This is a genomic window from Sphingomonas phoenicis, from assembly GCF_047238005.1.
In the GTDB taxonomy this organism is placed as follows: domain Bacteria; phylum Pseudomonadota; class Alphaproteobacteria; order Sphingomonadales; family Sphingomonadaceae; genus Sphingomonas.
Map to the genome: position 1 here is coordinate 629,039 of NZ_JBDFMC010000002.1, position 21,796 is coordinate 650,834.

The window sequence follows — 21,796 nt, forward strand, 5'->3', positions numbered from 1 at the left end:
ACCGAAAGCCGGCCTTGCCTCAGCCCAGCGCCGGTTTCCGGTTCATGACGTTTGCCAGCGCCACGTGCCGCCGCTCGGTCGTCTCGGCGTAGAGCGGACGGTCGGCCGCCTTCAGGATCAGGGTGACGGCACCCTCGCTCAATGCGAGCGAGGAGCGCGTCAGCGGGCCAGCCAGGCCGCTCGACAGACGCTGGCCCAGCCGCATCGCCAGCCCCCAGACGACAGCCCGTCGGAGTTCGTCGGCACCCGCCAGCCTCTGCAGCGGATCGGCGATCGCCGTGCCTCCGCCCAGACTGGTGAACAGCGCCTGTGCCAGCATCGCCCGTTCCGCCGCCTCCATCGCGACCCAATTGCCGTGGAGCGCGATTTCCAACCCGCGTTCGGCACGAAACTCCGGATTGGCGCGCCAGCCGACATCGGCCAGCAGACAGGCAGCGTGGCGAATACGCGCCAGTTCAGCCGGCTCGGCGGCGAACAGCGGCGCGATCCATCGGTCGAGCAGATCGCCATGTTCCGGGAAGCGGCCGAGGATGCGGCCTTCCTCGCGCGCGGCAACGATCAGCGGGTCGAGCGCCCGCGTCGCCTTATCGAGCGCCTCGTAGAGGAGCCCCTCACGCAGGCCGTAAGCGGAGACGATCGTCGTCCGGCTTCCCAGACGGCGGACCAGTACACCGAGCAGTGCCCCAGCGTCGGCCAGCGTCCCGGCCCGCGCCGAGGAAAGACCCGAGACGGCGCGCAGCTTCGCCTTTGCGAGGTGCGACACGCTGCGGCCCAGCCGCAAGATCGTCTCCGGTGGGAGCGGATACTGGTGCGCGATCGGCAGGGGATAGTCGGACTGCGCCATGTCCAGCCGCGCCAGCGCTCGCCACGACCCGCCGACCAGATAAAGGGGAAGGCCCGCCCCGCGACCCGTCCAGCCGGCGTCCTCGATCAGACGGGTGACCTTGCGGTCGAGCGGCTTGCCACGCGTGCCGGCGATGCGCAGAACGCCCAGCGGGAACGAGACGCGATCCTCGACGCTGCCGGCGCGAACCCGCACCAGTTCCAGGCTGCCACCGCCCAGATCGCCGACGATGCCGTCCGCATCGGGGATCCCCGACAGCACGCCCAGCCCGGCCGCCATCGCCTCCTGCTCGCCGGTCAGTATCTCGACCCGCAGGCCCAGTGCTTCCGCGGCGGAGATCAGCATATGGCCGTTCTCGGCGTCGCGCACCGCCGCGGTCGCCACCGTGCGGATTGTTTCAACCTCCATCTCGCGCGCCACGGCGGCGAATCGGGCGAGCGACTGGTTGGCGAGCGCCAGCGCCGCAGGATCGATGCTGCCGGTGGCGGCGAGCCCCCGCCCCAGCCCCGCCATCACCTTCTCGTTGAACAACACGGCGGGAACGCGCCGCTGCCCCTGATAGACGACGAGGCGTACGGAATTCGAGCCGATGTCGATGATCGCAATCCGGGGCGTCGCGGATCTGGCGGAACCGTCGCCCACCAGCCGGCCGAGCAGGCTCATGAAATCGTCCGCAGCAGCAGCGTCGGCACCTTCTCCAACGCCGCCCCCCGGCCAGAGAGCGAAGGATTGGTCATGAAATAGCGATGCAGGTTGAACGGCCGCTCGCCGGGGACGATGCGGGTATATTCGCCGTCTGGACCCAAGATCCAGCTCTGCTCGTCATCGAGCAGGTTGGCGACCATCACCTGATCGAGGATCTGGTCGTGAACCGTTCGATTGGTGATCGGCAACATGTATTCGACCCGCCGGTCGAAGTTGCGCGGCATCCAGTCCGCCGACGAGATGAACAGTTTGGCGCCATCGTTGGGCAGCGCCTTGCCTGCACCGAACGCCCAGATACGGCTGTGTTCGAGGAAACGGCCGACGATCGATTTGACCCTGATATTCTCCGACAGGCCGGTCACCTGCGGTCGCAGGCAGCAGATGCCCCGGATGATGAGGTCGATCTGCACGCCGGCCTCGCTCGCCTCGTACAGCTTGTCGATGATGGCGGAATCGACCAGCGAGTTCATCTTCGCCCAGATCGCCGCGGGCTTGCCGGCCCGGGCTGCCGCGATTTCGTCGTCGATCAGGCTGGTCAGCCGGCGTCGCAGCCCCAGCGGCGACAGGCTGATGCAGTGCATGTCGCGTGGCTCGACATAGCCGGTGACGTAGTTGAACATCTGCGCCGCATCGCGGCCCAGCGCCTGATCGGCGGTAAAATAGCTGAGGTCCGTGTATATCCTGGCAGTGACCGGGTGATAGTTGCCGGTGCCGAAGTGGCAGTAGGTCCGCACGCGGCCATTCTCGCGCCGGATGACCATCGACACCTTGGCATGCGTCTTCCAGTCGATGAAGCCATAGACGACCTGCACGCCGGCGCGCTCCAGCTGCGAGGCCCAGAGCAGGTTCTGTTCCTCATCGAACCGCGCTTTCAATTCGACGACTGCAGTCACCGACTTGCCGGCCTCGGCAGCGGCGACCAGCGCGTTGATGACGGCGGACTGCTTGCCGGCACGATACAGCGTCTGCTTGATTGCGATGACGTCCGGGTCGGCGGCCGCCTGTTTCAGGAACGCGATCACCACCTCGAACGACTCGTACGGGTGATGGACGACGATGTCCTTGGCGCTGATCGCGGCGAAACAGTCGCCGTCGAATTCGCGGATGCGTTCGGGAAAGCGCGGCGTCATCGGCGGGAATTTGAGGTCCGGCCGATCCTCGTCGACCAGCGCGTCGAGATCGGTGATGCCGAGCAGATGGCCGCTTTCGGTGATGATGGCGTCCGCTCCGCCCAGTTCGCCCTTCAACACGGTGGCGAGAGCGTCGGGCATGCCCGTCTCGAGCTCCAGCCGGATGACGCGGCCACGGCGGCGGCGCTTGATCGCCTTGGCGAAGTAGCGGACGAGGTCCTCCGCTTCCTCCTCGATCTCGATGTCGCTGTCGCGCAATACGCGGAACGCCGCGGCGCCGTTCACGACGTAGCCCGGAAAGATCAGGGGAGCGAACCGCTTCACGATCGTCTCGATCGAGACGTACCGCGCGTCATCGCCCGGCAGGCGGACGAAGCGGGGCGTGGTGGCGGGCAGCATCACCAGTTCACGGATCGGTTCACCGTCGGACACCCGTTCCAGATCGAAGATCACCGACAATCCGCGGTTGGGGATGAAGGGAAATGGGTGTGCCGGATCCAGCGCCTGCGGGGTGAGGATCGGAAAGATCTGGTGCCGGAAATGATCTTCCAGCCAGATGCTCGCATCGTCGTCGATCGCGTCGCGCCGGAGGACCCATACGCCGGCCTCGTCGAGCAATGTGCGAAGGTCGCCCCAGACCGCCTGCTGGCTTTCCATCAGGCGATCGGCCTCGGCGATGATCGCGCCCAGCTGCTGCCCTGGTGTAAGCCCGTCGGCGGAACGACGGTCGACATCCTGCGACTGCTGCCCCTTCAGCCCGGCGACCCGCACCATGAAGAATTCGTCGAGGTTCGACCCGCAGATAGAAAGGAAGCGCAGACGTTCCAGCAAGGGATGAGCGGCGTTGCATGCCTCCTCCAGCACGCGGCGGTTGAAGGCGAGCCAGGACAGTTCGCGGTTGAAATAGCGATCGTTGGGCTCGGCGACCGCATCGTCGTCGTCGGCAGCCACCAGGGGTGCGATATGCGCGGGGCGGTTCATGCGTCCTCCAGATGGCCAGGCGTCGGACCGGTATCGATCAGCCCGGCCTCGATCAGCAGCGATCTCGCCAGGGGAATGGTCAGGCGCCGTCGTCGTTCCAGCGAGGCGCGATCCAGTGCCGCGACGATCCGTTCGATGGCGACATGGCTGCGCTCCGTACGGGCGGCGAGCCATGCGACGAGATCGGGCGGCGCGGGCAGTCCGCGACGCTCGAAGTGACGGGCGAGCAGCGCATTGGCGAGCGCGTCGTCGGGGGCAGCGATGCTGGCGAGTGGACTGGCGGTCAGCCGCGTGCGCAGATCGGGTAACGCGACCGGCCAGATCGGCGGCGCGGCGGCAGCGACAAGCAGCAGCGGACGGTGCCGTTCCTGCGCGGCGTTCCACGCGTGGAAGAGCGTCTCCTCCGCCTCCCCGGCCGCGTCGTCGATCACCCGGCCACCGGTACGCTGCATGAACAACCGGGCGAGGGTGCTGCGCCCGGACCGCGGCGGGCCGACCAGCAAGGCGGTGCCGACCGGCCAGTCGCGCCACCCCTCAAGCGTCCGCACCGCCGCCTCGTTGGACGGCGTGACCAAGAACGCAGCATCGCCGGGCTCCGTCGGCTGGGCGAGCGGCAGCGCCATCTGGCTCATCAGCCCGGACCGTCCTCGGCGGAAGCGGCGCGACGGATGCGCAGCGTCGTGCCCGACGCGCCGACCTGATAGCCGCGCGCCTCCAGTTCCCGTTGCAGAGCGGCGGGATCGCCGTCGATCACCACCCGCATCAGCGACACGCCGCCCAGCGCCAGACTGCTGGTCGCGGCGCTGCGGACGCCGGGTATCGTGCGGACGAGCGCCTCGGTGTTGGCGACGCTCGTCACGCCGGGCGTATCGTACTGGACGGTGAAGGTGGTGCCGGTGGATACGGCCAGCCCGGCCGCCTCCCCGCTCTCGGCCAGCAGTTCCGCCTCGGGCACGGGCGTTGGCGTCGCGTTCGGGTCGGGAGGCGGCGACAGCGACGGATCCGTACCCAGCCGACCCTGACGCAAGGCCTGCTGGTAAAGCGCATCGAGGCGGCCGACACCGACGTCGAGCAGTTGCGGAATGCCCTCGGTACTGCCGACGCGCAGGGTGAAGCTGCCCAGCACCTCGTCGTCGGGGCCGTGCCGAGCCTGGAACACGCCGATGACCGGGCCGCCGGGCCATTGCCGGAACAGCCGCACGCTGGGAACGAGCACGTCGGCGGCGCCATATTGATCGATGATCGTCCGCCACCAGCCCCGGCCCGGCCTGGTGACCTGGCCGAGGTTCAGCAGGAGCGAGTCAGGCCCGGTACCCGCGGGACGGACGTAATCCACCGTGCTGTTGCCGGTGCGGAACCGGGCCCAGGCCTGCTGCCATTCCGACCGCGCCTCGAAGATCTGGCCGACGCCGGCCGACCACTGCACCGGCAGCACCAGCATCGGCAGCGACCGATCGGCATTGGGGGCGATGCCGAGCAGCGAGCCGGCCCGGTTTCGATCGAACAGAACGCCCAGCCTGGCGATGTAGCGATTCGGGCCGATCTGCTCATTCTCGACGACGATGCCTGACACCAGCTGGTCCAGCGTACCGTCGGACACCAGCGCGCCGCCACCACCCAAGCGGCGCGACAGCTGCACCCACGCCTTGCGCTGCGCCAGCCGCCAGCCGGCCAGACGCGCGGTTTCCGCGGTCTTGCCCCCGACGTCCACGATGACGCCGCCGACCTCGAACGCGCCGCCGCCGTCGACGGGCGCGATGCCGCGGCTGCCACCCTCGATCTGGGCGAGCGTGGCGCTACCCGCGGCAAAAGCCGCGATGGCGACGAGGACGATCGACGAGCGGCGCATGCGAGGCGCCTTTTGCAGAAGCGGGCGTGGAAATCCAAGCGCGATATCGGTAGGCGCATCGGTCATGAGCCAGAACGACGACGCAGCGACCTCCTACACCTATGCCGATGCGGGCGTTTCGATCGCCGCGGGCAACGCGCTGGTACGCGCCATCGCACCGCTTGCCCGGTCGACCAGGCGACCGGGCGCGGATGCCGACCTTGGTGGATTCGGCGGTCTGTTCGACCTGAAGGCGGCGGGCTTCACCGACCCCCTGCTGGTCGCCGCCAACGACGGGGTCGGCACCAAGCTGAAGCTGGCGATCGAATGGGACCGGCACGAGGGCGTTGGCGTCGATCTGGTCGCGATGTGCGCCAACGATCTGATCGTTCAGGGTGCGGAGCCGCTGTTCTTTTTGGATTATTACGCCAGCGGCAAGCTGGAGGCGGGCATCGCGGAGCGGGTGATCGCATCGATCGCCGAGGGATGCCGACAGGCGGGTTGCGCGCTGATCGGCGGCGAGACGGCGGAGATGCCGGGCATGTACGCGCCGAGCGATTACGACCTGGCCGGGTTCTGCGTCGGCGCGGTCGAGCGGGAGCGTCTGTTGAGCGGCGACCGCATCTCGCCGGGCGACGCGATCCTGGGGTTGGCGTCGACTGGCGTGCACTCCAATGGCTTCTCGCTGGTGCGGCGACTCGCGAGCGACCTCGGCTGGAAGCTCGACCGGCCGGCGTTGTTCGATCAGGACCGGCTGCTGATCGACACGCTGATGGCGCCGACGCGCATCTATGTCGCCAGCCTGCTGCCCTTGCTGCGGACGGGCGCGATCAACGGGCTGGCGCACATCACCGGCGGCGGCCTTCTCGAGAATGTACCGCGCGTGCTGCCGACGGATGTCCATGCCGTCATCGACGCCGATGCGTGGCCGCTGCCGCGGCTGATGGCGTTCCTGCAAGCGCAGGGCCGAATCGAGCCGGAGGAAATGGCCCGCACGTTCAACACGGGCGTAGGAATGGTCGCCGTCGTCTCGCCGGAGCGTGTCGACGCCGTGACGACGGCCCTCGAGGAAGCGGGCGAGACGGTATTCCGGATCGGGCAGGTCGAGGCGGGAACGCGCGGCTGCACCGTGCGGGGGTCGGCCGAGACGTGGAGTGCGCGCGCCGACTGGTCGGCGACGCACCATGGCTGACCGCCCGACCAGGGTCGGCATCCTGATTTCGGGACGCGGATCGAACATGATGGCCCTGGTCGAGCAGGCGCGGGGTTATGAGGTCGTGCTGGTCGCATCGGACAAGCCGGATGCCCCCGGCCTCGAATGGGCGCAGGCGCGCGGGATCGCGACGTTCGCCCTCTCGCCGAAGGGCATCGGCAAGCCCGCTTACGAAGCGGCGATGGATGCAGAGATGCTGCGTTCCGGCGTCGAGGTGATCGCGCTCGCCGGATATATGCGGCTGCTGTCCGACGACTTCGTCGCGCGCTGGCGCGGCCGCATCCTGAATATCCATCCCTCGCTGCTGCCGAAGTACAAGGGTCTCGACACCCACCAGCGCGCGATCGTGGCGGGCGACGCCGTCGCCGGCTGTTCGGTACATGTCGTGACCGAGGAGCTGGATGGCGGCGCGGTACTGGGGCAAGCCGAAGTGCCGATCCTTGCCGACGAAACATCCGCCTCGCTGGCGGCGCGCGTCCTCGACGCCGAGCACGCGTTATATCCCCGGATACTGGCGGAGTTCGTGAACCGATGACCGATGACACTGCCCTTCGCCGCGTCCGCGATCTCGCCCTGCTTCTTCCCGAGGTGGAGGAGAGGGTCAGCCACGGACAGCCGACCTTCTTCGTCGCCGATCGACAGTTCGCGCAGCTGCGCGACGATCACCATGGTGACGGCAGGCTGGTCGTCTGCGTGCGGACCAGCGGCAGCGACGAGCAGGCGATGCTGATCGACAGCGCGCCGGAAACCTATAGCCGTCCCGCCTATCTGGGCCCCGCCGGTTGGGTGAGCATCGACCTGTCCACCGATCCGGACTGGGCGCTGGTCGAGGATCGTATCGCACGCAGCTGGGAACTGGCTGCACCGCAGCGTCTGCTGGAAGCAGGCGGGCGATGAGCGGCGAGACCCCGCAGGAGCGCAGGGAAGCAGCGGCAACGCGGCGGCGCTGGGTCTCGCTGGCCGAAATCGTGGCGGTGGCCGGGCTGCTGATCGGGGCGCTGACGCTCTGGATGAACTGGTCGGACCGGCGGGCCGATCAGGCGGACAAGACGGCGGCACAGACTGCGGAGGCGCGCGAGAAAGCGCGCGTCGAACTGGCGGCGACGGTCGAGGATGGCGGGCGAACCCTGGCATTGAAGGACGAGCGCCACGACCTGTCGGATGCAGTCGTCGCCTTTCCCCGGCCTCTCGCCATCGCCACCCAACGCCCGTCGGGCGACCCGGCGATCGACGCGGGATGGTTTTCGGACCAGCTGCTGGCACTGACCGACGGCGGCGCCGACGAACGGGCGGGACGACTGCCGATCCTGCTGACCGTCCGCTACTGGGACGGGGACACCGCGCGGACCGCGACGGGCATCTACGATGTCGTCTGGAAGACCGAGGGACGGATGCTGCGCGGCCGGACGCTGTCGTTGCAGGGGCTGCGCCTTCGCCAGCGCGGCGGCACGCAGGCGCAACTCGATGCGGCGTGGGCGCGAGAGAAGCCGAAGGTCTGACGCGTTCAGATCGGGCGGGCGTAGACCAGGTCGTCGTGCCAGGTTTCGCCGACCTTGAAGCGGCGCCGTTCGGCGATCGCGAAGCCATGCCGCTCGTAGAAGGCGCAGGCACGGTGGTTGCGCGCGAATACGCCGAGCAGCATGCGTGTCGAGCCCAGCGCCCGCGCGTCGTCCAGTGCCCTTTCCATGAGCGCCGCGCCCAAACCGGTGCCCCGGGTCGGCGACAGCGTGTAAATGCGACGTAGCTCGATATCGCCGGGGCCGGTGTCGCCGACCTCGTCCGGCGCGGTCAGCACGGTGTAGCCGACCGGCGCGCCACCCCGGACATGCTCGGCCAGGGTCACTGCGCTGCCCGGATCATCCGCCCATGCGGCGAAGGCCGCCGGCGAGCTCTTGTTCGCGAGATGCGCGACGATGTCGGCCCCCGGCAGGATCCCGGCAAAGGTCTCGAGAAAGCTCGCCGCCGCGACCAGCGCGACCGCGGGCCCGTCCGCCGGGGACGCGCGCCGCAGCCGCCAGTCGGTCATCAGCCGACGATCTCTTCGGGCTTGAAGAAATAGGCGATCTCGATCTCGGCATTCTCGTCCGAGTCCGAGCCGTGGACGGTATTCGCCTCGATCGATTCCGCCAGTTCCTTGCGGATGGTGCCGGGTTCAGCATTGGCGGGGTTGGTCGCGCCCATGATGTCGCGGTTGCGCTGCATGGCGTTCTCGCCCTCCAGCACCTGCACGACGACGGGGCCGGAGATCATGAACTCGACCAGATCATTAAAGAACGGACGTTCGCGGTGAACGGCATAGAAGCCCTCGGCCTGCTCCCGGCTCATCTGAATGCGCCTGGACGCGACGACGCGCAGACCGGCCTCCTCCAGCATCTTGGTAACGGCGCCGGTGATGTTGCGGCGGGTGGCATCGGGCTTGATGATCGAAAAGGTACGGTTCGCGGCCATGACGGTCACGGGCTCCTGTGGATTGAGGGCTTTCGGAATGCGCGCCGCCCTAGTCGCAGGGACGGGGATTGGCAACTAGGCTGCTTGTTCCCAGCGACCCGTGTCGCCCTGCTTCCAGTACCGCCGCTCGACGCCGTCCCGCACGGACAGCGCCTTCCAGGCAAGCCGTGCCTCCTGAATGCGATCGTCGTCGAAGAAGTGGAAGGCGCGATCGAATGCCAGCGCCTCGTCGCGCCAGAAGCCGTCGACCATCGCGATGTGACGGGCACCGTTGGCAGCCGCCGGAGTATCGCCGATCAGGATCGGCTGGTCGCCAGCGTCCGGCGCGCCCGCCTCGCCGTGCGGCAGGAAACTGTCCGCCGCATAGCTCCAGAGCAGCCGGTCGAGATGATGCCGCTGTTCCGCCCCTTCCGCCACGATCAGGAGCCGGTCGCCGCCGGCGATGATCCGCTCGGCGATCCGTGGCAGGGCGCGGTCGAGCGGCGTGACCGTCAGATGATAGAAGTCTACCTGCATCGGCCCGGCCTAGCGTGATCGGACGAGGTCGTCACCCCGTCCGCCCGGGTCGGCGGCCGAGCGATCTACCGCTCGAAATTGTCCGCCACGAACCGGTCGAGCAGTTTCACGCCATAACCGGTCGCCCCCTTGTCATAGGTGGTTCCGGCCTTGTCCGCCCAGACCATGCCGGCGACATCCAGGTGCGCCCACTTGACCCCGTCGTCGACGAAGCGCTGGATGAACTGCGCCGCCGTGATCGATCCGGCGCCGCGCGGCCCGACGTTCTTCATGTCGGCGATGGGGCTGTCGATCAGCTTGTTGTAGGTATCCGATAGCGGGAAGCGCCACAGCTTGTCGTCCGTCGCGGTGCCGGCGGCGATGAGTTGATCGGCGAGCGCATCGTCGTTGGCGAAGATGCCGCCATATTCGCTGCCCAGGCTGACGATCATCGCACCGGTCAGCGTGGCCAGATCGACGATCACCTTCGGCCGGTACGTCCGCTGGGTCCAGGTAATGGCATCGGCCAGCACCAGACGCCCCTCGGCATCGGTATTCAGGACCTCGATCGTCTGGCCCGACATCGAGGTAACGACGTCACCCGGCCGGGTCGCCGCGCCGTCCGGCATGTTCTCGACCAGACCGCACACGCCGACGACGTTCGCCTTCGCCTTGCGTCCGGCGATGGCCTTCATCGCGCCGACGACGGCGCCCGCGCCGCCCATGTCCCACTTCATGTCTTCCATACCCGCGGCTGGCTTGATCGAGATGCCGCCGGTATCGAAGGTGACGCCCTTGCCGACCAGCGCCAGTTCGGGATCGCCCTCTCCTGCCCCCTGCCAGCGGAGCGCCAACAGCCGCGCCTCGCGCGCCGAGCCGAGGCTGACGGCGAGCAGCGAACCCATGCCGAGTTCCTCCATCGCCGCTTCGTCGAGGACCGTGATCTCGAGGCCCAGGCCCTCGACCTCGGCCCGCACGCGTTCCACGAACGTTTCGGGATAAAGGATGTTGGGCGGCGCGGCGACCAATGTGCGGGTCAGCTCGAGCCCCCTGGTCACCGCCTCCTGTGTCCGCCACGCCTCGTCAATACCGGCCGGCGCGCCGGCGATGGTCAACGTCGTCAACGTCGGCTTCTGGTTCTCGGGCAACTTGGTGCGATAGATGTCGTAGCGCCAGGATCGCTGCGCCGCCGCCGCGGCAAAGCGCGCGACTGCCATCGCCGGCGGTGCCGCGGACAGGACCGACAGGTCCAGCGTCGCCTCGGCCGTGCCCGACGTCAGCAGGCGGGCGACCAGCGCACCGCCGGCCTTCGCCCAGTCATTGTCTCCACTGCCCCCGACGCCGATCAGGATGACCCGGCGTGCGCCACCCTTTCGCGGGACGACCATATCGACGATCGCTCCCGCTTCTCCGGTGAAACGCTGCGCCGCCGCCGCCACCGTCGCCAGCTCCGCCGCATTGTCGGCATCCGGCCCCCAGCCGACCTGCGGCAAGCCGTCCTTGAGTACGGGATAGACGAGCAGCGCCGTGTCGGCAGACGCGGCGGCGGTGAACTGGATGTGCATGGAAACCTTTCGTGCGTTGTCCGCAATCTAGGGTGCAGGCGGGCGACCGGCAACCGTTGCGCGTCGTACGGAGGGACGACACACGTTGCCCCGGACCCGGCGGTGCGATAGGCGCTGCTGCAAGGCGGCCGTATCGGGGCGGGCGCATGGCCTAAAGGGGTCGAGCAACACCGTGTCGCGTACCTGCCTGCCATCGGGCGGCATTGCCCTCGTCGTCGCCCTTGTCGCTGCCGCTTGTCCCGCCGCGGCACAGGACCTGCAGGATCGCGATGTCGGGCCGGCCGCTCCGGTAATCGATGGCGGAGTTCCGACGACGGCGGCTCCGGTCGGGGCGGATCAGGTTCAATTCAGCGCCGGCAATCTCGAATATGACTATGAGGCGGACATCGTGACCGCCACCACCGATGTGCGCATGCTGCGTCGCGACGATCGCCTGCGCGCGGACAAGGTCGTGTGGAACCGCAAGACCGGCAAGGTCGTCGCCAGCGGCAACATCGCGATCGCCAATCCGCAGGGCGATGTCGCCTATGGCGACGAGATCGAACTTACCGACTCGCTGAAGGACGGCGTGGTCGACAACATGCTGCTCGTGCTGAAGGAGGGCGGCCGGCTCGCCGCGGCACGCGGCACGCGGGGCAAGGACGGAACGGTGACGCTCGATCGTGCCGCCTATACCGCCTGCTCGGTAGAGACGAGCGAGGGCTGCCCGAAGGAGCCGAGCTGGAAGATCACCGCCGTGCGCGTCACCTATCGTCCCGATCGGCAGCGGGTCTATTACGACGGTGCGCGGATCAATCTCTTCGGCCTGCCCACCCTGCCGCTGCCGCGCTTCTCGCATCCGGTGGGCGGCGGCAGCGACAGTGGCCTGTTGAGTCCCAACGCCCGTTACAGCCGGGTGAACGGGCTGGAGCTCGCCCTGCCCTACTACTTCCGCCTGGCGCCCAACCGCGGCCTGACGGTTACTCCACACGTCTATTCCGGCGTACTGCCGATGATCGAGGCGGACTACTCGCAACTGAGCGGCACGGGCGCGTTCCGGGTTCACGGCTATGCGACCGAGAGCCGGCGCAGCGACGACCTTCAGACGCTGGATCCGACCGACACCAGCATGGCCTTTCGCGGCTATATCGACGGCATCGCACGTTATCAGTTCACGCCGGAGTGGAGCGCCAGCGGATCGCTGCGGCTGGCGACCGACCGGACGTTCCTGCGCCGCTACGACATTTCCCGGGACGACCGGCTGCGCAACACCGCCACGCTTCAGCGCATCGGCACCGATAGCTATTTCGCGATCACCGGCTGGGCGGTGCAGACGCTCAGGGTCAACGATGCCCAGGGGCTGCAGCCGATCGCGCTGCCCGAGATCGATTACCGGCGGCGAATGGCGGAAGGTCTGCTCGGTGGTCGACTGGAATTCCAGCTGAACAGCCTCGCCCTGACGCGGACCGAGGGACAGGATACGCAGCGCGCCTTCGCCAGCGTCCGGTGGGATCTGCGCAAGCTGACAAACTGGGGCCAGGAAGTCACATTCACCGCCTTCGCCCGCGGCGATGCCTACAATGCGAACGATACGCTCGCGACGGCGGTGGCGAGCTATCGCGGTACCGAAGGATTCCAGACGCGGGCGATCGGGGCGGTCGCGATCGATGTTCGTTGGCCGTTCGTGGGTCCGCTCGGCGGCGGTAACCAGCGCTTCACGCCGCACCTTCAGATCGTGGCGGCGCCGCGGGTGGCGAACCTGTCGATCCCCAACGAGGATTCGCGCGCGGTCGATCTGGACGATTCCAACCTGTTCGCGCTCAACAGGTTCGCCGGCTATGACCGGTTCGAGGATTCCACCCGGGCGACCTATGGCGCGGAATACGGACTGGTGCTGCCCGGCTTCACCCTCGATGCGGTGATCGGGCAGAGTTACCGCCTGTCGGCTCGGCCGACGATCCTTCCGGAGGGGACCGGCCTGTCCGATCGCTTCTCGGATTATGTCGGGCGCACCGAATTGCGGTTCCGCGACTTCGTGTCGCTGGTCCATCGCTATCGCCTCGACAAGGATAGTTTCGCCGTGCGGCGCAACGAGGTCGACGCCACGATCGGGTCGCGCAGCACCTATGCGCTGGTCGGCTATCTCAAACTGAACCGCAACATCACGACGGTAGAGGATCTGCGCGATCGCGAGGAGGCACGGGTCGCAGGCCGCGTGCAGTTCGCCCGCTACTGGTCGGTGTTCGGATCGGCCATCGTCGACCTGACCGACCGGGCCGAAGATCCGCTGTCCGTTGCCGACGGGTTCGAACCGATCCGTCACCGCCTGGGCCTTCAATATGAGGACGACTGCCTGCGGCTGGGCGTGACGTGGCGCCGCGACTATCGCCAGATCGGAGACGCGCGGCGCGGCAACACCTTCCTCTTGACGCTGGCCTTGACCAATCTCGGGCGCTAAGCGCTGGTTCAGCATGTCGCGATTATCGGCGACGGCGCCCGGTCGATCGGCGCCCCATGGGAACGGACATATACGTGAAGCATAAGAGTCGATTGGCCAACCGCAGCGGCCGGCTGCTGGCAGCAATGATCCTGGCGGCGATCGCCGGTGGCGCGGGCGCGCAGCAGGGTGGCCCGGCGGAACAGCCCGACATGGGCGGGCTCGATTTGCCGGCCAATCTCGAGATTTTCGGCAAGCTCGACCCCAACGTCCGCAAGCCGACCGCGATCGTCAACGACACGGTCATCACCGGGACCGATGTCGACCAGCGTGTCGGCCTGATCCTCGCGGCGAACAACTCTGCCAATCTGGCGCCGGCAGAGCGCGACCGGCTGAAGCTGCAGGTATTGCGGCAGCTGATCGACGAGACACTGCAGATCCAGGAGGCGAAGACCGCCGACATCACGGTCACGCGCGACGAACTGCAGCAGAGCTACGACCGGATCGCCCGCAACTTCAATCGCACGCCGGCCCAGATGGCCACGTTCCTTCGCGAAGCGGGATCGTCGGAGCGGTCGCTCAGGCGGCAGATCGAGGGCGAACTGGCATGGCGGCGTTATCTGGGCCGCAAGGTCGAGCCGTTCGTGAACATCGGCGATGCCGAGGTGAAGGCGATCCTCGACCGGCTTGAGGCGGCCAAGGGCACCGAGGAGTTCAACGTCCGCGAGATCTACCTGTCCGCCAACGACGCGACGGCACCCCAGGTGCTCGCCCGGGCCAAGCAGATCATCGCCGAGATCCAGAAGGCGCAGCAGCCGTTCGGCTTCTTCGCGCGGCAGTATTCCGAAGCGTCGACGCGCGCGGTCGACGGTGATCTTGGCTGGGTGCGCGCTGCGCAGTTGCCGACGGAACTCGCCACCGCCACCCAGCAGATGCAGCCCGGCCAGGTCGCCGGGCCGATCGCCGTGCCGGGCGGCTTCTCCATCCTCGCACTGGTCGACAAGCGGCAGGTCCTGACCGCTGATCCACGCGATGCGCGGCTCAGCCTGAAGCAGCTGACCCTCGCCTTCCCGCCTGGCCACACGGAGGCGCAGGCGGCAGCGAAGGCGGCGGCTTTCGGCAAGGCCCTGCAGACCATCCAGGGCTGCGGCACTGTCGAGAAGGTGGCCGGAACGATTGGCGCCGAAGTCGTCGACAACGACACCATCCGCATCCGCGACCTGCCGCCGCAGTTGGCGGAGATCATGACGCAGTTGCAGGTCGGTCAGGCGACCCCGCCGTTCGGATCGCGGCAGGAGGGGGTTCGCGCGCTGGTGCTGTGCGGCCGCGATGATCCCAAGGGCGGGCAGCTGCCGTCGTCCCAGCAGGTCGAGAACCAGCTTCAGTCGCAGCGCGTGAACCTGCGCGCCCAGCAGAAGCTCCGCGATCTGCGTCGCGACGCGGTTGTGGAATATCGCTGACATGCCCGGGCCGCTCGCCGTCTCGCTAGGCGATCCGGCGGGCATCGGACCCGAGATCGTCGCCAAGGCATGGGAGGCCCGTGGTGCGCGATCGCTGCCGCCTTTCTTCGCGGTCGGCGACCCGCGATCGGTCGCACGTGTATGGAGTGGACCGGTCACCGTCATCGACAGCCCCGGGGCCGCGGCGAACGTCTTCGATCGAGCATTGCCGGTCCTCGGCATCGAGAGTGAAGGTACGATCGTACCGGGGCAGCCCGATCCGGCAGGTGCACGTTGCGCGCTACGGAGCCTGGAACTGGGCGCCGACCTGACGATATCCGGCGCGGCGGTGGCGTTGGTGACCGGCCCGGTGTCCAAGGCGCAATTATACGCGATCGGCTTCCTCCATCCCGGCCAGACCGAATTCGTCGCGGATCGCTGTGGCGTGGCGACGGCGGATGCGGTGATGATGCTGGCCGGACCGGGGTTGCGCGTCGTCCCGATGACGACGCACGTACCCTTGCATGAAGTGCCCGCGCTACTCACCGAAGACCTGATCGTCACCAAGGTACGTGCCACGCTCCACGGCCTCCGGACGCTGTTCGGGATCGACTGTCCGCGCCTCGCGCTGGCCGGGCTCAATCCCCATGCCGGCGAGAATGGTGCGATCGGACGCGAGGAGATCGCCGTGATGATTCCGGCCGTCTCGCGCCTGCGGGCAGAGGGCGTCGATATCGCCGGGCCGCTGGCGGCCGACACGATGTTCCATCCACGGGCCCGTGCACGCTACGATGCCGCGCTCTGTGCCTATCACGATCAGGCGCTGGTTCCGCTCAAGACGCTGTTCTTTGACGACGGGGTCAACATCACCCTGGGCCTTCCGATAGTCCGCACCTCGCCGGATCACGGCACGGCCTTCGCACTGGCGGGGCGCAACGAGGCGGAGCCCGGCGCCATGATCGCGGCGATCGTAATGGCCGCAGAGGCGAGCGCCCGGCGCGCCGCCGCCTCGTGAGCACGAGTCCGGACCTGCCACCGCTGCGAGAGGTGATCGCCCGCCACGGGCTCACCGCCTCCAAGGCGCTCGGCCAGAATTTCCTGTTCGACAGCCAGTTGCTCGCGCGGATCGCCGCCGTCCCGGGCGATCTGACCGATGCCGAGGTGCTGGAGGTGGGTCCGGGCCCCGGCGGACTCACCCGCGCCCTGCTGGCCGCTGGTGCGCGCGTGACCGCGATCGAACGCGACCGGCGCTGCATCCCGGCGCTGGCCGAACTCGGCGACGCCTATCCCGGCAAGTTGCGGGTGATCGAGGGTGATGCGCTCGCAGTTGACGCGCCGTCGCTGTTCGATGGTGCGCCGCACATCGTGTCCAACCTGCCCTACAACGTCGGTACCGCACTGCTAATCGGTTGGCTGTCGGCGGAATGGATGCCGTGGTGGCGATCGTTGACGCTGATGTTCCAGCGCGAGGTAGCCGATCGGATCGTCGCGACGACCGACAGCGACGCCTATGGCCGGTTGGCGGTGCTGGCACAGTGGCGCTCGACCGCCCGGATCGCGATGCCGGTCCACCGATCCGCCTTCACCCCGCCCCCCAAGGTGATGTCGGCGGTGGTCCACCTTGTCCCCGTCGAAGCGCCTGCCGATGTCGGGCTGGCCACGCTGGAGAAGCTGACCGGCGCCGCCTTCGGCCAGCGGCGCAAGATGCTGCGCCAGAGCCTGAAGGGAGTGCCCGGTGCCGCCGCGGCGATGGAGGTGTTGGCGATCGACCCCACCCGTCGTGCCGAAACCGTGTCGGTGGTCGAGTTCGTGGCGCTGGCTCGCACGATGGATGCCGCGCGCGAAAGAGGCTGATGGGCCGGTAGGTCCGTAGGGTCGCAACTGCCGGAGTTGCGTCATTCGAAAAAGCGCCGATACGGCTGACCGTTCGCGTTACGGCTTGCCCGTCGGGTTCGGCTCGACCTGCGCGGTCGTCACCGGCGGGCCCTTGACGATGCTCGCCGCAAGGCTCGTCGCCTCGGGGCAGCTTCCCTTGCAGATCGTCTTCAGCCGCGCCAGGTTCGCACGGGCGCGGTCTAGGGCCCCCTTGGCCACGAGCGCTTCGCCCTGCCCCTGCAACGCGACCCTGTCGTCCGGTTCCAGCAACAGCGCCTCGCGATACAGCCGGATCGCCTTGCCCGGCAGGCCCCTCGCTTCCGCGACCTGAGCGAGGGTGATGAAGGCGCCGCCGTTTCGCGGATCGACCAGCGCCGCCGTCTCCAGCGTATCGGTCGCTGCGTCCAGATTGCCTGCGGCCTTCAGCGCCCGGCCATCCGCCAGCAGCTGCATCGACCGCGGATCGATGCGGGTATCGGCGCGCTGCCCCTTCAGCGAAGTGGTTACGCTGACCGTCGCCAGCACGGCGACCAGGGCGACCGAGGCGAAGCGCATCATTATCTCCTGACGGGACACAGATGCCCGGCTAGCATGGCGCGATGAGGCGCGCGACGAAAAATCCGTCGGTGCCGTCGCTTGCGGGATCGAGCCGGACACCCGCCCCGTGCGGCCGACCGGCCGGCAACGTCGGCGTATCGGCCCGCCAACCCGAATGTGCCGACAGGAAACGGGCGACCTGCCCCGTTCCTTCATCGTCGAGCAGCGAGCAGACGACGTACACCAGACTACCACCGGGCCGAACCAACGGCGCCGCTACCGCCAGCACGTGCGCCTGCGTCTCTACCAGCCGGGCCAGCCGTTTGGGGTTGAGGCGCCAGCGCGCCTCGGGATTGCGCCGCCAGGTGCCCGTGCCGGAACAGGGCGCGTCGACCAGAACGCCGTCGGCCGTGGCGCGCCAGCCGACCAGCGCGTCCGCTTCGTGCCCCGGATCGAGCAATCTGGTCTCCACGATCGACACGCCCGCGCGCTCGGCGCGGGGCGGCAGCCGCGAGAGGCGGCCGCGATCGGTGTCGCAGGCCAGCAGCGCCCCGTCGTTCGCCATCCTCGCCGCCAGCGCCAGCGTCTTGCCACCGGCGCCGGCGCAAAGATCGACAACCCGCTGTCCGGGCTCGACCGGCAGCGCCAGCCCGACGATCTGGCTCCCCTCGTCCTGCACCTCCACCGCGCCTTCGCGAAAGGCGGGTAGCTGCTCGACCACGGTGCCGCTCGGCAAGCGGAGGCCGCCGGGCATATGTGGAAGCGGCTCGGCATCCGCGATCTCCGGACTACCCTTCAGCGTGTTGATCCGCAGGTCCAGCGGCGCGCGTGACACCAGCGCGGCCATCGACGCAGGGGTGAGGCCGGATGCGGCGAGCGCATCGACCAGCCAAGCGGGTGCGATACCGGTCGCGGCCCGCTTCTCGCCCGGGCCGATCGGGGCGGGTCCATGGGCCGATCCGTCGAAGGTCGCGGCAATCGCCGGATCCTCGTCGGCGAGCAGCAGTATCGCGGCCCGGCCGCTCGGCGGAATGTCCCCTGCTCGCCGGATGGCGGCATAGACCAGTTCGCGCACCGCGCGCCGATCTTTTGACCCCGCATAGCGGCGCGTCGCGAAATACCGGGCGACCAGCGTGTCGGCCGCCGCCCCGCCCTCTCGCGCGGCATCGACGATGGCATCGAGCAGCTCGATCGCGGCCTCGGTCCGCGCGGCCGGCGTCATGATTCAGCGCGTCGGGTAATTGGGTGCTTCACGCGTGATGGTGACGTCGTGGACATGGCTTTCCTTCAGGCCGGCGCCGGTGATCTGGACGAATTGCGCCCGCTGCTGGAGATCGGCGATGGTGGCGGCCCCGGTATAGCCCATCGCCGCCTTGATGCCGCCGACCAGCTGGTGGATGACGTCGCGCGCCGGCCCTTTGAAGGCGACCTGCCCCTCGATCCCTTCGGGTACCAGCTTCATCTGATCCTTGATATCGCCCTGGAAGTAGCGGTCGGCCGAACCGCGGCCCATCGCCCCGACCGAGCCCATGCCGCGGTAGGACTTGTAGGAGCGGCCCTGATACAGGAACGTCTCGCCCGGCGCCTCCTCGGTGCCGGCCAGCAACGATCCCACCATGCACGTGGCCGCACCCGCGGCCAGCGCCTTGGCCAGATCGCCCGAGGTACGCAGGCCACCGTCGGCGATCACCGGCACCCCGGCCTTTGCGCCCGCCTCGGCGCAATCCATCACCGCGGTCAGCTGCGGCACCCCGACGCCGGCGACGACGCGCGTCGTGCAGATCGATCCCGGCCCGATGCCGACCTTCACCCCGTCCGCGCCCGCATCGATCAGCGCGCGGGTCGCCTCGCCCGTGGCGACGTTGCCGGCGACGACCTCGACCGCGTTCGACAGCTTCTTCACGCGGCTGACAGCGGCAGCCACCTCGGCATTGTGGCCATGGGCGGTGTCGATGATGATCAGGTCGACGCCGGCATCGACCAGTGCCTCGGTCCGTTCGAACCCCTTGTCCCCCACCGTGGTCGCGGCGGCGACCCGCAGGCGACCTGCCGCGTCCTTCGTGGCATCGGGATGGATCGCCGCCTTCTCGATGTCCTTGACCGTGATCAGGCCGACACAGCGGTACGCGTCATCGACCACGACCAGCTTCTCGATACGACGCTGGTGGAGCAGGCGGCGCGCCTCTTCCTGCCCGACATCGGTCGATACGGTCGCCAGATTCTCGTGCGTCATCAGCTCGGCGACCGGCTGGCGCGGATCGCCGGCGAAGCGGACGTCGCGATTGGTCAGGATGCCGACCAGCCGGCCGTCGCTCTCCACCACGGGGATGCCGCTGATCCGGTGCTGCGCCATCAAGGCCTGTGCCTCGGCCAGCGTTGCGGTGGGCGCGATCGTAATCGGATTGACGACCATGCCGCTCTCGAACCGCTTGACCTGGCGGACCGCAGCGACCTGTTCGGCCACGGACAGGTTGCGGTGGAGCACGCCGATGCCGCCAAGCTGCGCCATGACGATCGCCATGTCGGCCTCGGTCACCGTGTCCATCGCCGCCGACAGAACCGGGATGTTGAGCGCGATGCCGCGCGTCACTTGCGTGCGCGTGTCCGCCCGGCTGGGCAGCACCGACGACGCCGCCGGCACCAGCAGCACGTCATCGAAGGTAAGGCCGAGGCGAATGTCCATGGAGCTGCCGAATCCTGCATGTGGGGCAAGTGGCGGGCCATGTAACCAAGATGGTCGCCCGCGGCTAGTGCCGCCGAGGACGACAGGGCTAACCGCTTTCCTTTGCTAAGCATGCTTATTATATGCGGCTGATGAACGACGATATGGCATTTCTGATCGGCGACGTGTCGCGACTGATGCGTCGGCGCTTCGACGAGCGGGCGCGGCGGATCGGCGTGACCCGTCAGCAATGGCGAGTCCTTCTGAAGCTCGGCCGACACGAGGGCGCAACGCAGGGGACGCTGGCGGAGCTGCTGGAGGTGGAGCCGATCACCCTCTGCCGCATGGTCGACCGCCTGGTAGAGGCCGATCTGGTCGAGCGCAGGCGCGATCCGGCTGATCGGCGGGCCTGGAACATCTATCTTACCGATCGCGCCTATCCGCTGATCGACAAGCTTCGCGGCGTTGCTGACACGTTGTTTGCCGAGGTGATGGACGGGATAGATCGCGATGCGTTGCAGGCGATGAGCAACACGTTGGCGCAGCTGCGCACCAATCTGCAGGCGGCGACGCCGAAGGAAGAGGCCCATGGCTGACGCGGATCCGCAGCGTACGCTCCGGGCGGATGGCGACGACGCGGCCGCACTGCCGGCACGCCGTCGCTGGCGCCCCCTGTTGATGATCAGCGTGCCGTTGCTGGCGGCGCTCGTCGCGGGATGGTTCTGGATGACCAGCGGGCGCAGCGTCTCGACCGACAATGCCTATGTCGCGCAGGACAAGGTGTCGGTGTCTGCCGACGTCGCCGGCCGCATCGTCGAGGTCGGCGTTGCCGAGAACCAGCGCATCAAGGCCGGCGACCTGCTGTTCCGCATCGATCCCGATCCCTATCGGATCGCCGTTGCACAGGCGGATGCCGCGATCGCCGGCGCTCAGGTGCAGGTCACCTCGCTACGGTCAGACTATCGCGGCACCAGTGCCGACATCACTGCCGCGCGCGACGCGATCCAGTCGGCGAAGGAGGATTACGATCGCCAGACCGAGTTGATGCGCAGGGGCTTCACTACACGCGCAAGGTTGCAGCAATCGGAACACGCCCTTGAACAGGCACGGGCACAGCTCGGCAATGCACAGGCGGAAGCGGACAAGGCGCAGGCCAAGCTGTCGACGGGGGCCGCGGTCCCCGGCACAAATCCGGCCATCGCGGCAGCGCGCGTCGGCCGCGACAAGGCTGCGCTGGACCTGTCGCGCACCGTCGTGCGGTCTCCGGTGGGCGGCACCGTCAGCCAGACCGATCGGCTTCAGGTAGGACAGATGATGATTACCGGTCTGCCCGCCATGACGATCGTCGCCAGCGACCGGTCATGGGTCGAGGCGAACTTCAAGGAGACCGACCTGCAAAACATGCGCGTCGGTCAGCCGGCCGAAATCACCTTTGACGCCTTCCCGGGCGTCGCGCTGAGGGGGCATGTCCAGTCGATCGGCGCCGGCACGGGATCGGAGTTCTCCGTGCTCCCGGCGCAGAACGCCACGGGCAACTGGGTGAAGGTGACGCAGCGCATCCCGGTGCGGATCGCCATCGACCAGAAAAGCACGCGCCAGCTGATCGCGGGCCAGTCGGCCGATGTGACAGTGTACATCCGTTGATGTCGACCGGCACT

Annotated in this window: 21 protein-coding genes; 10 read left to right on the forward strand and 11 right to left on the reverse strand. The window is 68.2% G+C overall.

What is annotated here, in order from left to right:
* Nucleotides 1-19: 19 nt before the first annotated feature.
* The 4 genes from ABC319_RS03990 to ABC319_RS04005 are packed head-to-tail and all read right to left on the reverse strand — an operon-like array spanning nucleotide 20 to nucleotide 5,509.
* Nucleotides 20-1,507, reverse strand: a complete 1,488-nt coding sequence (locus ABC319_RS03990) for a Ppx/GppA phosphatase family protein (RefSeq protein ID WP_413068987.1) — start codon at nucleotides 1,505-1,507, stop codon at nucleotides 20-22.
* Nucleotides 1,504-3,660, reverse strand: coding sequence for an RNA degradosome polyphosphate kinase (locus tag ABC319_RS03995; RefSeq protein ID WP_413068988.1), 2,157 nt, complete (start codon nucleotides 3,658-3,660; stop codon nucleotides 1,504-1,506). The genes ABC319_RS03990 and ABC319_RS03995 overlap by 4 nt, the downstream gene beginning before the upstream one ends.
* Nucleotides 3,657-4,292 (reverse strand): HdaA/DnaA family protein, encoded by a 636-nt coding sequence (locus tag ABC319_RS04000; protein WP_413068989.1) that lies wholly within the window; start codon nucleotides 4,290-4,292, stop codon nucleotides 3,657-3,659. The genes ABC319_RS03995 and ABC319_RS04000 overlap by 4 nt, the downstream gene beginning before the upstream one ends.
* A complete protein-coding gene (locus ABC319_RS04005; RefSeq protein WP_413068990.1) occupies nucleotides 4,292-5,509 on the reverse strand; it encodes a heavy-metal-associated domain-containing protein in 1,218 nt (405 codons plus the stop codon). Before ABC319_RS04005 ends, ABC319_RS04000 begins: the two co-directional genes overlap by 1 nt.
* 64 nt (nucleotides 5,510-5,573) lie before the next feature.
* On the opposite strand from ABC319_RS04005, the gene purM reads away from it, so the two are divergent.
* Genes purM through ABC319_RS04025 form a run of 4 tightly spaced genes read left to right on the forward strand, consistent with a single transcriptional unit; the run spans nucleotide 5,574 to nucleotide 8,200 of the window.
* Nucleotides 5,574-6,680, forward strand: a complete 1,107-nt coding sequence (gene purM / locus ABC319_RS04010; RefSeq protein ID WP_413068991.1) for a phosphoribosylformylglycinamidine cyclo-ligase — start codon at nucleotides 5,574-5,576, stop codon at nucleotides 6,678-6,680.
* Nucleotides 6,673-7,236: a phosphoribosylglycinamide formyltransferase gene (gene purN, locus ABC319_RS04015; protein WP_413068992.1), complete on the forward strand. Its 564-nt coding sequence runs from the start codon at nucleotides 6,673-6,675 to the stop codon at nucleotides 7,234-7,236. Before purM ends, purN begins: the two co-directional genes overlap by 8 nt.
* Nucleotides 7,233-7,598, forward strand: coding sequence for an MmcQ/YjbR family DNA-binding protein (locus tag ABC319_RS04020; protein ID WP_413068993.1), 366 nt, complete (start codon nucleotides 7,233-7,235; stop codon nucleotides 7,596-7,598). The genes purN and ABC319_RS04020 overlap by 4 nt, the downstream gene beginning before the upstream one ends.
* Entirely contained in the window at nucleotides 7,595-8,200 is a 606-nt protein-coding gene (locus ABC319_RS04025) for a hypothetical protein (RefSeq protein WP_413068994.1), read from the forward strand. The genes ABC319_RS04020 and ABC319_RS04025 overlap by 4 nt, the downstream gene beginning before the upstream one ends.
* A 5-nt stretch (nucleotides 8,201-8,205) precedes the next feature.
* Here the strand turns inward: ABC319_RS04025 and ABC319_RS04030 are convergent, their stop codons facing one another.
* The 4 genes from ABC319_RS04030 to ABC319_RS04045 all read right to left on the reverse strand — a co-directional run bounded on the left by ABC319_RS04030 (nucleotide 8,206) and on the right by ABC319_RS04045 (nucleotide 11,209).
* Nucleotides 8,206-8,727 (reverse strand): GNAT family N-acetyltransferase, encoded by a 522-nt coding sequence (locus tag ABC319_RS04030; RefSeq protein ID WP_413068995.1) that lies wholly within the window; start codon nucleotides 8,725-8,727, stop codon nucleotides 8,206-8,208.
* Nucleotides 8,727-9,149 (reverse strand): nucleoside-diphosphate kinase, encoded by a 423-nt coding sequence (ndk, locus tag ABC319_RS04035; RefSeq protein ID WP_413068996.1) that lies wholly within the window; start codon nucleotides 9,147-9,149, stop codon nucleotides 8,727-8,729. The genes ABC319_RS04030 and ndk overlap by 1 nt, the downstream gene beginning before the upstream one ends.
* Before the next feature lie 75 nt (nucleotides 9,150-9,224).
* Complete coding sequence (locus ABC319_RS04040) at nucleotides 9,225-9,665, reverse strand: DNA polymerase III subunit chi (protein ID WP_413068997.1); 441 nt, start codon at nucleotides 9,663-9,665, stop codon at nucleotides 9,225-9,227.
* A 65-nt stretch (nucleotides 9,666-9,730) separates the two neighbouring features.
* Complete coding sequence (locus ABC319_RS04045; protein ID WP_413068998.1) at nucleotides 9,731-11,209, reverse strand: leucyl aminopeptidase; 1,479 nt, start codon at nucleotides 11,207-11,209, stop codon at nucleotides 9,731-9,733.
* Between the two features lie 172 nt (nucleotides 11,210-11,381).
* On the opposite strand from ABC319_RS04045, the gene ABC319_RS04050 reads away from it, so the two are divergent.
* From ABC319_RS04050 to rsmA, 4 genes are read left to right on the forward strand one after another with little or no spacing between them, the layout of a single operon-like run.
* The gene (locus ABC319_RS04050; RefSeq protein ID WP_413068999.1) at nucleotides 11,382-13,646 is read left to right on the forward strand and encodes an LPS-assembly protein LptD; all 2,265 of its coding nucleotides are present in this window, start codon (nucleotides 11,382-11,384) and stop codon (nucleotides 13,644-13,646) included.
* Between the two features lie 56 nt (nucleotides 13,647-13,702).
* The gene (locus ABC319_RS04055) at nucleotides 13,703-15,085 is read left to right on the forward strand and encodes a peptidylprolyl isomerase (RefSeq protein WP_413069000.1); all 1,383 of its coding nucleotides are present in this window, start codon (nucleotides 13,703-13,705) and stop codon (nucleotides 15,083-15,085) included.
* Between the two features lies 1 nt (nucleotide 15,086).
* On the forward strand, nucleotides 15,087-16,079 hold the full coding sequence (pdxA, locus tag ABC319_RS04060) for a 4-hydroxythreonine-4-phosphate dehydrogenase PdxA (RefSeq protein ID WP_413069001.1): 993 nt from the start codon (nucleotides 15,087-15,089) through the stop codon (nucleotides 16,077-16,079).
* On the forward strand, nucleotides 16,076-16,918 hold the full coding sequence (rsmA, locus tag ABC319_RS04065) for a 16S rRNA (adenine(1518)-N(6)/adenine(1519)-N(6))-dimethyltransferase RsmA (protein WP_413069002.1): 843 nt from the start codon (nucleotides 16,076-16,078) through the stop codon (nucleotides 16,916-16,918). Before pdxA ends, rsmA begins: the two co-directional genes overlap by 4 nt.
* A 78-nt stretch (nucleotides 16,919-16,996) precedes the next feature.
* Here the strand turns inward: rsmA and ABC319_RS04070 are convergent, their stop codons facing one another.
* Genes ABC319_RS04070 through guaB form a run of 3 tightly spaced genes read right to left on the reverse strand, consistent with a single transcriptional unit; the run spans nucleotide 16,997 to nucleotide 20,159 of the window.
* Nucleotides 16,997-17,494 carry a hypothetical protein gene (locus tag ABC319_RS04070; RefSeq protein WP_413069003.1) on the reverse strand — a complete coding sequence of 166 codons (498 nt, stop codon included), beginning with the start codon at nucleotides 17,492-17,494 and terminating at the stop codon, nucleotides 16,997-16,999.
* A 31-nt stretch (nucleotides 17,495-17,525) separates the two neighbouring features.
* A complete protein-coding gene (locus tag ABC319_RS04075; RefSeq protein ID WP_413069004.1) occupies nucleotides 17,526-18,698 on the reverse strand; it encodes an RsmB/NOP family class I SAM-dependent RNA methyltransferase in 1,173 nt (390 codons plus the stop codon).
* A 3-nt stretch (nucleotides 18,699-18,701) separates the two neighbouring features.
* The gene (gene guaB, locus ABC319_RS04080) at nucleotides 18,702-20,159 is read right to left on the reverse strand and encodes an IMP dehydrogenase (protein ID WP_413069005.1); all 1,458 of its coding nucleotides are present in this window, start codon (nucleotides 20,157-20,159) and stop codon (nucleotides 18,702-18,704) included.
* A 143-nt stretch (nucleotides 20,160-20,302) separates the two neighbouring features.
* Between guaB and ABC319_RS04085 the strand changes: the two genes are divergently transcribed.
* Both ABC319_RS04085 and ABC319_RS04090 read left to right on the forward strand, forming a co-directional pair.
* On the forward strand, nucleotides 20,303-20,734 hold the full coding sequence (locus ABC319_RS04085) for a MarR family winged helix-turn-helix transcriptional regulator (RefSeq protein ID WP_413069006.1): 432 nt from the start codon (nucleotides 20,303-20,305) through the stop codon (nucleotides 20,732-20,734).
* Nucleotides 20,727-21,782 carry an HlyD family secretion protein gene (locus ABC319_RS04090; protein WP_413069007.1) on the forward strand — a complete coding sequence of 352 codons (1,056 nt, stop codon included), beginning with the start codon at nucleotides 20,727-20,729 and terminating at the stop codon, nucleotides 21,780-21,782. The genes ABC319_RS04085 and ABC319_RS04090 overlap by 8 nt, the downstream gene beginning before the upstream one ends.
* The last annotated feature ends 14 nt before the right edge of the window (nucleotides 21,783-21,796 follow it).

What these genes read in the sequence shown, in the direction of transcription:
- ABC319_RS03990 (WP_413068987.1), bottom strand. Translation starts at nt 1,507, where the DNA reads ATGAGCCTGCTCGGCCGGCTGGTGGGCGACGGTTCCGCCAGATCCGCG.
- ABC319_RS03995 (WP_413068988.1), bottom strand. Translation starts at nt 3,660, where the DNA reads ATGAACCGCCCCGCGCATATCGCACCCCTGGTGGCTGCCGACGACGAC.
- ABC319_RS04000 (WP_413068989.1), bottom strand. Translation starts at nt 4,292, where the DNA reads ATGAGCCAGATGGCGCTGCCGCTCGCCCAGCCGACGGAGCCCGGCGAT.
- ABC319_RS04005 (WP_413068990.1), bottom strand. Translation starts at nt 5,509, where the DNA reads ATGCGCCGCTCGTCGATCGTCCTCGTCGCCATCGCGGCTTTTGCCGCG.
- purM (WP_413068991.1), top strand. Translation starts at nt 5,574, where the DNA reads ATGAGCCAGAACGACGACGCAGCGACCTCCTACACCTATGCCGATGCG.
- purN (WP_413068992.1), top strand. Translation starts at nt 6,673, where the DNA reads ATGGCTGACCGCCCGACCAGGGTCGGCATCCTGATTTCGGGACGCGGA.
- ABC319_RS04020 (WP_413068993.1), top strand. Translation starts at nt 7,233, where the DNA reads ATGACCGATGACACTGCCCTTCGCCGCGTCCGCGATCTCGCCCTGCTT.
- ABC319_RS04025 (WP_413068994.1), top strand. Translation starts at nt 7,595, where the DNA reads ATGAGCGGCGAGACCCCGCAGGAGCGCAGGGAAGCAGCGGCAACGCGG.
- ABC319_RS04030 (WP_413068995.1), bottom strand. Translation starts at nt 8,727, where the DNA reads ATGACCGACTGGCGGCTGCGGCGCGCGTCCCCGGCGGACGGGCCCGCG.
- ndk (WP_413068996.1), bottom strand. Translation starts at nt 9,149, where the DNA reads ATGGCCGCGAACCGTACCTTTTCGATCATCAAGCCCGATGCCACCCGC.
- ABC319_RS04040 (WP_413068997.1), bottom strand. Translation starts at nt 9,665, where the DNA reads ATGCAGGTAGACTTCTATCATCTGACGGTCACGCCGCTCGACCGCGCC.
- ABC319_RS04045 (WP_413068998.1), bottom strand. Translation starts at nt 11,209, where the DNA reads ATGCACATCCAGTTCACCGCCGCCGCGTCTGCCGACACGGCGCTGCTC.
- ABC319_RS04055 (WP_413069000.1), top strand. Translation starts at nt 13,703, where the DNA reads ATGGGAACGGACATATACGTGAAGCATAAGAGTCGATTGGCCAACCGC.
- pdxA (WP_413069001.1), top strand. Translation starts at nt 15,087, where the DNA reads ATGCCCGGGCCGCTCGCCGTCTCGCTAGGCGATCCGGCGGGCATCGGA.
- ABC319_RS04070 (WP_413069003.1), bottom strand. Translation starts at nt 17,494, where the DNA reads ATGCGCTTCGCCTCGGTCGCCCTGGTCGCCGTGCTGGCGACGGTCAGC.
- ABC319_RS04075 (WP_413069004.1), bottom strand. Translation starts at nt 18,698, where the DNA reads ATGACGCCGGCCGCGCGGACCGAGGCCGCGATCGAGCTGCTCGATGCC.
- guaB (WP_413069005.1), bottom strand. Translation starts at nt 20,159, where the DNA reads ATGGACATTCGCCTCGGCCTTACCTTCGATGACGTGCTGCTGGTGCCG.
- ABC319_RS04085 (WP_413069006.1), top strand. Translation starts at nt 20,303, where the DNA reads ATGGCATTTCTGATCGGCGACGTGTCGCGACTGATGCGTCGGCGCTTC.
- ABC319_RS04090 (WP_413069007.1), top strand. Translation starts at nt 20,727, where the DNA reads ATGGCTGACGCGGATCCGCAGCGTACGCTCCGGGCGGATGGCGACGAC.